14 protein-coding genes are annotated in these 10,073 nt (G+C 63.0%); all 14 read left to right on the top strand.

Features of this window, described 5'->3' with window-relative positions; translation table 11 throughout:
* Positions 1-16: 16 nt before the first annotated feature.
* A complete protein-coding gene (locus tag GX108_01615) occupies positions 17-874 on the top strand; it encodes a type II and III secretion system protein (protein ID NLO55743.1) in 858 nt (285 codons plus the stop codon).
* A 118-nt stretch (positions 875-992) separates the two neighbouring features.
* Entirely contained in the window at positions 993-1,565 is a 573-nt protein-coding gene (gene efp / locus GX108_01610) for an elongation factor P (GenBank protein NLO55742.1), read from the top strand.
* 25 nt (positions 1,566-1,590) lie between these two features.
* Positions 1,591-1,977: a hypothetical protein gene (locus GX108_01605; protein NLO55741.1), complete on the top strand. Its 387-nt coding sequence runs from the start codon at positions 1,591-1,593 to the stop codon at positions 1,975-1,977.
* Between the two features lie 39 nt (positions 1,978-2,016).
* Complete coding sequence (locus GX108_01600) at positions 2,017-2,541, top strand: Asp23/Gls24 family envelope stress response protein (GenBank protein ID NLO55740.1); 525 nt, start codon at positions 2,017-2,019, stop codon at positions 2,539-2,541.
* Positions 2,542-2,707: 166 nt separating this feature from the next.
* Positions 2,708-3,001: an Asp23/Gls24 family envelope stress response protein gene (locus GX108_01595; GenBank protein ID NLO55739.1), complete on the top strand. Its 294-nt coding sequence runs from the start codon at positions 2,708-2,710 to the stop codon at positions 2,999-3,001.
* Between the two features lie 24 nt (positions 3,002-3,025).
* Positions 3,026-3,394: an Asp23/Gls24 family envelope stress response protein gene (locus GX108_01590; GenBank protein NLO55738.1), complete on the top strand. Its 369-nt coding sequence runs from the start codon at positions 3,026-3,028 to the stop codon at positions 3,392-3,394.
* A gap of 68 nt (positions 3,395-3,462) precedes the next feature.
* Entirely contained in the window at positions 3,463-4,053 is a 591-nt protein-coding gene (locus GX108_01585; protein ID NLO55737.1) for an Asp23/Gls24 family envelope stress response protein, read from the top strand.
* 73 nt (positions 4,054-4,126) lie between these two features.
* A complete protein-coding gene (locus tag GX108_01580; protein ID NLO55736.1) occupies positions 4,127-4,618 on the top strand; it encodes a hypothetical protein in 492 nt (163 codons plus the stop codon).
* Positions 4,619-4,634: 16 nt separating this feature from the next.
* Positions 4,635-5,102: a transcription antitermination factor NusB gene (gene nusB / locus GX108_01575; GenBank protein NLO55735.1), complete on the top strand. Its 468-nt coding sequence runs from the start codon at positions 4,635-4,637 to the stop codon at positions 5,100-5,102.
* A complete protein-coding gene (xseA, locus tag GX108_01570) occupies positions 5,077-6,306 on the top strand; it encodes an exodeoxyribonuclease VII large subunit (protein ID NLO55734.1) in 1,230 nt (409 codons plus the stop codon). Before nusB ends, xseA begins: the two co-directional genes overlap by 26 nt.
* A gap of 2 nt (positions 6,307-6,308) precedes the next feature.
* Entirely contained in the window at positions 6,309-7,322 is a 1,014-nt protein-coding gene (mtnA, locus tag GX108_01565; GenBank protein ID NLO55733.1) for an S-methyl-5-thioribose-1-phosphate isomerase, read from the top strand.
* Positions 7,323-7,336: 14 nt separating this feature from the next.
* Positions 7,337-8,581, top strand: a complete 1,245-nt coding sequence (locus GX108_01560; GenBank protein ID NLO55732.1) for an adenosylhomocysteinase — start codon at positions 7,337-7,339, stop codon at positions 8,579-8,581.
* A 6-nt stretch (positions 8,582-8,587) separates the two neighbouring features.
* Complete coding sequence (locus GX108_01555; GenBank protein ID NLO55731.1) at positions 8,588-9,883, top strand: amidohydrolase; 1,296 nt, start codon at positions 8,588-8,590, stop codon at positions 9,881-9,883.
* 38 nt (positions 9,884-9,921) lie between these two features.
* Positions 9,922-10,073: hypothetical protein (locus GX108_01550; GenBank protein ID NLO55730.1), on the top strand; the 152-nt coding region annotated here is incomplete at its 3' end.

Raw genomic sequence — 10,073 nt, 5'->3', positions numbered from 1 at the left:
GCTCAGGACGGTCTACGTGACCGCCTCGGAGGAGAGGCTCGAGGACGTGGCCGTCACGCTCCAGAGGATAGACCACCCGGGGAGGCAGGTCATGCTCCAGGCCAGGATCGTGGAGGTCTCCGACTCGGGCTCCGACGAGGTCAAGAGCCTGGTTAACGCCGTCTACGAGAGGTGGTACGCCTCCTTCTCGAGCACCGGCGGCACCCTGGGCTACTACGACGACGTGGACAAGACGGGCATCTACGACCCCTCGAGGACGAACAGGGAGATAAACCTCCCGGAGAGCATCACCTTCCCCGACATGGCCGACAGCGCCCTGGGGTTCTTCGACGCCAGCCTGCAGCTACTGGTGAAGCAGGAAAAGGCCAAGATGCTCGCCAGCCCTTCGGTGGTGACCCTCGACGGCCAGAAGGCTTCCATAAAACTTTTAACCGATATCAAGTATGTTTCCGAGCGGGACGACCAGGGCAGGCCCACCTACGGCGAGGTCGAGTCAGGTCCCGCCCTGGAGTTCACGCCCACCGTGGGGCGTTCCGAGATCGTCACCATCGAGATGAATGTCAAGACCGGCGACGCCAAGCTCACCTACGACTCGCTGCTGAGGGGGTACATACCCGAGTCGAGCACCCGCGAGGTCGAAACCGTCGTCAGGGTCAGGGATGGAGAGCCCTTCGTCGTGGGGGGCCTTTTCCACGAGAGCAAGACCGACAACGTCTGGAAGATCCCCGTCATCTCCGAGATTCCCCTGCTGGGTGAACTCTTCAAAGGGAAGAGTTCCAGCGTATCCAAGTCGGAGGTCATCATGGTGGTGGTCCCCTACATCCTCGACGTCCCCGAGTCGCCGATCCTGGGCAGCGACGTCAGGCTGAATTAAAAATATCACCGGGGACTGGAAACCGTGCCCCCTAGGCGTTAAACTGAAAGGCCGGGCAGGGGATGTACGCCGATAACTGAATTTATTCTTTTTTATCGTCCAGCGGGAGGTTTGCTTTATGGGTCAAGTGGTAGACACGAGCAGTTTCCATTCCGGCATGAAGGTCCTCTGGCAGGAAGGGATCTGGGAGATCATAGACTGCCAGCATCACAAGATGGGAAGGGGAGGGGCCATTGTCAGGACCAAGCTCCGCAACCTGGAGAGCGGTTCCATAGTGGAGAATTCCTTCCGCTCCGGCGAGAAACTCGAGAGGGTCGTCTTCGACGACAAGGCCGCCCAGTACCTCTACCAGGACGGCGAGAACTACGTCTTCATGGACCTGGAGAACTACGACCAGATCTACATCCACAAGGACAGCCTCGGCTCGGCCGCTTCCTTCCTGACGGACAACCTCGAGGTGTCCCTCGAGATGTACGAGGGCAAGATCATGGGGATCGAACTCCCCACGAGCGTGGAACTGAAGGTCGTGGAGACCTCCCCGGGGTTCAAGGGTGACACCGTTTCAGGAAGCGGCAAACCGGCCACCCTGGAGACGGGGCTCACTCTCACGGTACCGATGTTCATCGAAACCGGCGAGGTCATCGTGGTGGATACCCGGACGGGAGAATACCTCGAAAGGGCCAGGCGGTAAAAAACCAAGGGGAGGTCGATGAAGTATGAGTGCAAGGGAAAAAATAGCGTTCCTGGAGGGCCTCCTGGAGGGGCTGGATCCCAAGGGGGATCCCGAGAGGAAGATCTACTTCGCCATCGTCGAGACGCTCCACGCCCTGGCCGACGAGATCGACGACCATGACGAACTCCTGGAAGAGCAGCGGGAGACCATCGAGGATCTCTCGGAGTACTGCGAACAACTGGAAGAGGACCTGAGCCGGCTCGAGGGTGACCTGGACGACAGGGACGACATGCTCGAGGAGGAGGCCGGCGACACCTTCGACTCCGTGGAGTGCCCCCAGTGCGGTCATGTCTTTTTCTTCAAACCCGAGACGAGGTCCGAGGACGGCGCCCTCCAGTGCCCGGAGTGCGGCTTCGTGCTCGAGGATTGATAATATCCTTTTATTCAACCGGCGAGGGAGGGTAAAGTCATGAGCCCGTCCAAAAAGGAAATGAACCAGGAAGAGCCCGTCAAGGGCGCCGATGTGCCGGTGACCGATCCCCTGATCCCCGAAGAGCAGAGCGAGGGGACCGTCAAGATATCGGAGGAGGTCATAGGCCAGATAGCCACCCAGGCCCTTCTCAAGGTGAACGGCGTTCAGCCCGCGAGCCCCGGCCTGGTGGCCAACCTGAGGCTGGGGAAGAAGACCTCCGGCGGGGTGCGCATCTCCGTCGACGAAGGCGATACGCCCTCGGTGGTGGTCGACGCCTTCATCACCACGAGGTACGGCCTGAGGATCCCCGACATTGCCTGGGATGTCCAGGAGTCGATCAAGAAGACCCTGGAACAGTTCACGGGCTATCCCGTCAAGGGCGTCAACGTTTTCGTCCAGGGGGTCTACTTCGAGCACGAACAGTCCTCCGTGAAGGAACCCAAGGAAGAGAAGAAAAAGAAAGAGGCGGAGAAGGAAAAGGAGCCGGAAAAAGAGCTGAAAAAAGATAAAGAAAAGGAATAACCCCTCCTCGTGATGGGGGAGGTATAGGTCTGAACCGGGTATTCCCCATGCCCTTGACCGTCGCTGGCCCAAGGGCCGAGAGGCAGGTAACGGCCCCAAGACCGGGCTTTTCGGGGTGGGCCCCCATGCGACGGCAGGCAGCGATAAAGGAAAGGGTGAGGGAAGGATGAAAATATCCAAGGAAGTGGTCCAGCAGGTGGCAAACCAGGCTTTGCTCGGCGTCATAGGCGTCAGGGCCGCCGACGCGGAAGGTGAGGAAAAGGAAGCTGTCACGGTCGAGGTTAAGGGCGGTCCGGTCCCTTCCATCAAGGTCGATACCAGGGTCAAGATCAAGTGCGGCCTCCCCATCCCCGATATCGCCTGGTACATCCAGGAATCGATCAGGAGGGGTCTAGAGCAGAACACGGGCTACGTCGTTGATGAGGTCAACGTTTTCGTCAAGGGCCTTTACAGCGAGTGACCTTCACCAACTGGAGGGGATGACATGGAGCAGGAAAAAGCGCGGGAGCACGATTCGGGAAGGGTCAGGATAAGCGAGGACGTCGTCGAGCAGATAGCCCAACGGGCCCTGGCTAAGGTAATCGGGATCAGGCCCGCGGAACTGGGGGCCGCCTTTTCGGGCAGCAGTTCCGGGAAGAAGCCGGTCCAGGGGGTGAGCGTCTCCTTCGAGGAGGGAGAACCTCCCTCCATCTCCATCGAAGCCTTCATAAAAACTAAATACGGCCTCAGGATCCCCGACATTTGCTGGTACGTGCAGGAGTCGCTGAGGAGCACCCTGGAGCAGTTCACCGGCTATGATGTCAAGGCCGTGGACGTCTTCACCCAGGGGGTATACTTTGACGAACAGCCATGATAAGGTCAGACTATCCCTTTTTTTAGCGGAATTATCATTTTCTGGGAATTATGGAAGGAGGGTGTCGAGTGAGCGCGTCAAAGATCTTCGGATCCTTTGAGAACAACGATGCTAAAAAATCAGCGCCTGAAAAAGAAAAGCACCAGTTCAGCAAGGACGGAAGGGTCAGGATTTCAGAAGAAGTCATTGCCGAACTGGCTTCCCAGGCCTTGATGAAAGTCATAGGCGTGCAGCCCGACGAGGGTGTGGGGGCGACGAGCATGACCCAGGGCGTAGCCATAAAGGTCGACGAGGAGGGGGACCCCTCGGTGGTGGTGGACGCCTATGTCAAGGCCAAATACGGCCTCCGTATTCCCGACATCGCCTGGTACGTCCAGGAGTCCATCAGGAACGCCCTTGAGCAGAACACGGGTTATGATATAAAGGCCGTAAACGTCATGGTCAAGGGCCTTTATTACGAGGACGTCAAGAAACCCCTGCTCGAGTCTCCCCAGAAGGAAAAGGACCAGCTGGTTCCCCCCGTGGCGAGCGCGGTCCCGCCCGTCGAGGCGGAGAAACCCGCGCCGGAGGAGCCTAAAGGGGGCGCACCGGCCGAGGACCTGGCTCCTAAAAAAGAAAGGCCCAGCATTTTTGGCAGGATAGAAAAGGATAAGCCCTGACCGAACCGGCCGAGCCCGGTTTTCAAGCGGCCGGTCCCCTTGGGGCCGGCCTTTCCTATCATGGGAGGGTGGGGTGAGATTGTTCTACTTCTGGAGATCGAATGAATTGGGGGACCTCTGGCTTTCGGGAGGGGGTATCCGCGACGCCTTCACCCGGCTGCACCCCGAGGGCCCCGTCTGCTCGGAGGTCACCCTGCTGCCGGAAAGGGATACGCTCAAGGTTTCCTTCATCCTCGAAGCGGGGCTGTCGCCTTCGGAGAAGGCAGCTTCCGAGGACAGCTTCAGGGCTTTTGCCCGGGGGGTGGGTTTTGCGGACATCCAGGTGGGCTGGACGAGCCAGGGCGGTATCCAGGAGTCCCTGACGCTCTCCAGGTTGGCCAGGTTCCCCCTGGTATGGGGAGCCGCCGCATGGGTGCTGGTGGCCATCCTCCGCATGGGCTTCTCGGGCACCCTCCTGGCCACGGCCTCGGCCCTGGCGGCCTTCGCCATCGCCGCCCTGTTCACCACCGAGCGTGGGGACGAGATCCGCCGATGGCTCCGGCAGCGGTTCAACAGGAGAACCTAGGAAGGACCGGGGCGAGTTGAAGGCAATCCTTCCGCAGAAGAGAAGAAGATCGAGGGAGATCGCCCTCCAGATACTCTATTCCATGGAAATGCGCGACGATATAACGCCCGAGATGGCCGTGGAACTCTACCCCTTCGAATCGGAGGATGAAGAGGTCAGGAGCTACGCCGTGCTACTCGTCCTGGGGGTCTTCAAGAGCAAAAACGGCATCGACGACCTGATCAGGAAGCATATCGTCGGCTGGAGGCCGGAGCGCATGGTCATCGTCGACCGCGTGGCCATAAGGCTCGCCCTCTACGAGAGCGTCGTCGCGAGGCAGATCCCGATCCCCGTGGCCATCTCCGAGGCGGTGGAGCTCTCGAAGCAGTTCGGCACCGCCGAATCGGGCAAGTTCGTGAACGGCGTGCTGGGAAAGATCGTCAGGACCCTGGCGAGGGAGGAAGGAGCTGAAAGTCCCGATGGCGGGAATCCTGACCGTCGATGAACTGACCCGCTACATCGGGCTCCTCTTCGACGAGAACGAACTCCTCTCCCGGCTCCAGGTGAGGGGGACCCTGTCGGGGTTCAAGCGCCATACCAGCGGCCATGTCTACTTCACCCTCCTCGGCGACCAGGCGAGGATTTCCTGCGCCCTTTTCCGCTCCGACGCGGGGCGGGTGCCCCAGTGGCCCGCCGACGGGGACGAGGTCCTCGTGACGGGGAAGGCCGGCGTCTATGGTCCCAGGGGGACCTACCAGATCTACGCAAGGACCATAAGGCCCCTCGGGGAAGCCGCCCAGACCAGGGCAAAAAAGGAACTCCTGGAGCGCCTCCGCAAGGAGGGGCTCTTCGAACCCTCGGTAAAAAGGAAACTCCCCCCCCTTCCCATGGAGGTCGCCCTGGTGACCTCGCCCACCGGGGCCGCCGTGAAGGACGTGGTGAAGGTGGCCCGGCAGAGGTTCCCCCTCTGCCGGATCGTCGTCGTCCCGACGCTGGTCCAGGGCTCGGCCGCCGTAGAGGAGATCGCCCGGGGACTCGCCCGGGCCGGGGGCCTTCCCGGCGTCGAGGCGGTGATGCTCGTGAGAGGGGGAGGGAGCCGTGACGACCTGAACCCCTTCGACGAGGAGGAGGTGGTCAGGGCCGTCCGGGGCTGCCGGGTGCCGGTGATAACGGGTCTGGGCCACCAGGTGGACAGGACCCTTTCGGACCTGGCCGCGGACTACGACGCTCCCACGCCCTCGGCCGCCGCCGAGGCCCTCTTCCCCGACAGGAGGGACCTCCTCCGGCAGGTGGCCAGTTCAAAGGCCAGGATGAGGGGCAGCCTCGACCGGGAGATGCACCGCCACCGCATGCTCTTCGACGGGAGGGTGAACTCGCTGGCGAGGTCCTTCGAGCGGTCCGCCCTCTTCCCCGCCGAAGCCGATCTGGAGAGGCTCCGGGTCCGGGCCGCCGCTTCCGTGGAGCGGATCGCGGCGCTCGCCTGGTCCTCCTTCGGGGAGTCCGCCTCGGCACTGGACGCCCTCTCACCCCTCAAGACCCTCGCCAGGGGTTTCGCCTCCTGCTCTAAACCCGACGGTTCCCTGGTGGCCCGCGCGGCCCATGTCTCGGCCGGCGATGACATGGTCGTGACCTTCATGGACGGAAGGGCCACAACGAGGGTAGCCTCCGTCAGCGAAGAGCCCCCGTCGCCGGGAGAGGACCAACGTTGAGCATCCAGGCCCTCCGGTGGGACCGTGAAAGGAAAGAGCTCGTGCTGCTCGACCAGAGAAAACTGCCCTCGAGGGTCGAGCTACTTGACTGCGGCGACCCCGGGTGCGTAGCCTGGGCCATAGAGAACCTCGCGGTAAGGGGGGCTCCGGCGATCGGCATCGCCGCGTCCTTCGGGCTGGTCCTGGCCGCCGGCGGGGGGATGGAGGCGGTGGAAGCCGCCGCCCGCAGGCTTGCCTCGACGAGGCCCACGGCGGTGAACCTCACCTGGGCCCTGAAGAGGATGCTCGCGAAGGCCCGCTCCCTCGGCAGGGAAGAGGATCTTGAGTCCTCGCTGCTTGGCGAGGCGGAGCGGATACTGGAGGAGGACAGGGCCGCCAACCGGACCATGGGTTTCCTGGGGCAGGCCCTCCTCCCCCGGAGATGCCGCGTTTTGAGCCATTGCAACGCCGGTGCCTTGGCCACGGGAGGCTACGGCACGGCCCTGGGCGTCATCAGGGCCGCCAGGGAGAGCGGCAAGGAGGTCAAGGTCTACCTGGACGAGACCAGGCCCGTACTCCAGGGGGCTCGCCTCTCGGCGTGGGAAATGACCGAGGATGGTTTCGACGTGACGGTCATCGGCGACGCCATGGCCGCGGCCCTCATGCAGGGGGACGGCATCGACGCCGTCATCGTCGGCGCCGACCGGATAGCTTCCAACGGGGACTTCGCCAACAAGATCGGAACCTACGGACTGGCGATCATCGCCAGGGAGCACGGCGTGCCCTTTTACGTGGCCGCTCCCTGGAGCACCTTCGACACCTCCCTCCCTTCGGGGGAGGGCATCGTCATCGAGGAGCGCCCCGAGGAGGAGGTGCGCCTTCTCCCCGGAGGGGAGCGGCTGCCCGAGGGGATAAAGGTCTGGAACCCGGCCTTCGACGTGACGCCCGCCCGATTCGTGAATGCCTTCATATGCGAAAGAGGCGTTTTCGAACCCCCCTTTGATTTTTCGGTCGCGAGCGGCAGGAACCCAAAGTGACAGGAGATGGCGCCTTGAAGGATTTCCGCATCGCCGATCCCGCCCTTTTCCGGGAGGGTGAAAGAAAGGTCCTCTGGGCCAGGCGGAGGATGCCCGTGTTGGCCCATTTCATCGAGAGGCATGGCCGGATAAAGCCCCTTTCCGGAAGGACCGTCGGCGCCTGCCTGCACCTGGAAGCCAAGACGGCCTGCCTCCTGCTCGCCCTGAAGGAACTGGGGGCCGAGGTGGCCGCCGCGGGAAGCAACCCCCTTTCGACCCAGGACGACGTCTGCGCCTACCTGGTGAGGGAGGGCGTGAGGGTTTTCAGCTGGAGGGGCATGACCGGGCAGGAGTATTACGATAACCTGGAGAGCGTCCTGGGTCATTCGCCGGAGATCATCGTCGACGACGGCGCCGACCTGGTCGTGATGGCCCACGAGAAGCGGCCGGATCTTCTCCCCCGGGTAAAGGGGGGCTCCGAGGAGACCACCACCGGGGTCCGGCGGCTGAAGGCCATGGCCGACCAGGGCGTCCTCGCCTTTCCGATGATCTCCGTCAACGACGCCAAGAGCAAGTTCCTCTTCGACAACCGGTATGGGACGGGCCAGTCCGTCTTCGACGGGCTGATGAGGGCCACCAACGTCCTCATAGCCGGCAAGGTCTTCGTCGTCGCCGGGTACGGCTGGTGCGGCCGCGGCGTCGCCATGAGGGCCAAGGGTTTCGGCGCCAGGGTCGTCGTCGTCGAGACTGACCCCCACAGGGCCTTCGAGGCCCTGATGGACGGATGCCAGGTCTGCGATATGATGGAGGCCGCGGCGGTGGGGGACCTGTTCCTGACCCTCACGGGGAACAGGGGCGTCATCAGGAGGGAGCACTTCCAGGTCATGAAGGACGGGGCTATCCTGGGCAACGCCGGACATTTCGACGTGGAGATCGACAAGGAATCCCTGGAGGACCTTTCGGAAGAGATTTTTGAAGCCAGGGACAACGTCACCACCTACGTCCTCGAGGACGGCAGGAGGTTAAACCTTCTCGCCCAGGGGAGGCTCGTCAACCTCGCCGCGGGGGACGGCCATCCCATCGAGATCATGGATTTGAGCTTCGGCCTCCAACTGGGGTCGGTCCTCTACCTGGCCGAAAACCCGCTCGCCCCCGGCGTCTACGATGTCCCCGACGAGATAGATACCGATGTGGTCAGGACGGCCCTCGTGGCCAGGGGCATCAGCCTCGAGGCGCCCACGGCGGAGCAGGAATATTACCTGCGCCAGTGGAGGGAGTGACCGGCCATGGCCGTTCTTTTCAGGGATTTTTATTTTATCGACGCCGATAGGGACGGCGCTTCGAGGGGTGACCTGCTCGTCGAGGGCGGCAGGATCAGCCGCATCGGCACCGACCTTTCCGAGGCCCCCCGCGGCGTCGAGATCGTGAAAGGGGAGGGCAAGAGGCTCCTGGCGCCGGGGTTCGTCAACGGCCATACCCACGCGGCCATGGTGCTCCTCCGAGGGCTGGGGGAGGAACTGCCCCTGAAGCAGTGGCTGGAGGAGAGGATATGGCCCGTGGAGGCGGGGCTGGCCCCGGAGCACATATACTGGGGGACCCGGGGCGCCGTCATGGAGATGGCCTCCACGGGGACGACGTGCTTTTGCGACATGTACTTCGAGATGGACGAGGTGGCCCGAGCCGCCGTCGATACGGGCATCCGCTGCTGCATGAGCCGGGGGCTCACGGGGGACGACCCGGAGAAGGTCCGCGAGGGCGTGGAGCTCTTCCACCGATGGGACGGCAAGGGTAATATCAGGGTTCAACTGGGCCCCCACGCCCCCTACACGGTCTCCCCGGAGGCGCTGAAGGGCATAACGGCCTCCGCCGCCGAAATAGGCGCGGGGGTGCACTTTCACTTCCTCGAGGCCGAGTGGGAGCCCGATTTCATCCGGGACAGGTACGGGCTCACGCCCATGGCATACCTGGAGGAGACCGGCCTCCTGGGAGTCCCCTCCGCCATCCTCGCCCACTGCGTCTGGTTTCCCCCTTCCGAGATACCCGGCCTGGCCGGTTCCACGGCGACGGTGGCACACTCCCCGTCGAGCAACATGAAACTGGGCAGCGGGCACGCCCCGGCACAGGCCTTCCTGGAAGGCGGCGTTTCCCTGTCGCTGGGCACCGACGGGGCCGCCAGCAACAACCGTCTCGACACCTGGGGCGAGATGAGGCTCTGCGCCCTCATGCACAAGGGGGTCTCGAAGGACCCGACGGTCATGGCCGCCCGGGACGTCTTCAGAATGGCCACCCTTTCGGGGGCTTTGTCCGCCGGGTTCGACGACCTGGGCCTGATACGGGAGGGGTGGCAGGCCGACCTGGTCATGATCGACCTGGACCGGCCCCACTATATCGGGTGGAGCCCCGACAATATCGTCGATTTCATCGTCTACGCCGGCTCCAGTTCCGATATACTGGGTACGATGTGCGCCGGGAAATGGCTTTACCGAGCCGGGGAATTTCCCGACCAGGAATACGACGCCGTGATGGGCGAGATAACCCGGTGCAGGGAGGATCTTCTGCGGCGCGCCCGGCGGAGGAGATAGGGTCCAATCGCCGCGGCGAGGGGGGAGAGAGGGACATCATGCGATGGAGAAGCGGAAAAGAATTGAGAGAGCTCTTTTTGTCCTATTTCGAAAGGAACGGTCACAGGAGGTTCCCCAGTTTTTCCCTGGTGCCCGATGACCCCACCCTGCTCTTCACCATAGCCGGGATGGTCCCCTTCAAGCCCTACTT

This window comes from Thermovirga sp., from assembly GCA_012523215.1.
In the GTDB taxonomy this organism is placed as follows: Bacteria; Synergistota; Synergistia; order Synergistales; family Thermovirgaceae; genus 58-81.
This window is presented reverse-complemented; position numbering and strand designations above follow the sequence as displayed.

Coding starts and splice junctions, on each gene's coding strand:
- efp (NLO55742.1), top strand. CDS start 993: ATGGGTCAAGTGGTAGACACGAGCAGTTTCCATTCCGGCATGAAGGTC.
- GX108_01605 (NLO55741.1), top strand. CDS start 1,591: ATGAGTGCAAGGGAAAAAATAGCGTTCCTGGAGGGCCTCCTGGAGGGG.
- GX108_01600 (NLO55740.1), top strand. CDS start 2,017: ATGAGCCCGTCCAAAAAGGAAATGAACCAGGAAGAGCCCGTCAAGGGC.
- GX108_01595 (NLO55739.1), top strand. CDS start 2,708: ATGAAAATATCCAAGGAAGTGGTCCAGCAGGTGGCAAACCAGGCTTTG.
- GX108_01590 (NLO55738.1), top strand. CDS start 3,026: ATGGAGCAGGAAAAAGCGCGGGAGCACGATTCGGGAAGGGTCAGGATA.
- xseA (NLO55734.1), top strand. CDS start 5,077: ATGGCGGGAATCCTGACCGTCGATGAACTGACCCGCTACATCGGGCTC.
- GX108_01555 (NLO55731.1), top strand. CDS start 8,588: ATGGCCGTTCTTTTCAGGGATTTTTATTTTATCGACGCCGATAGGGAC.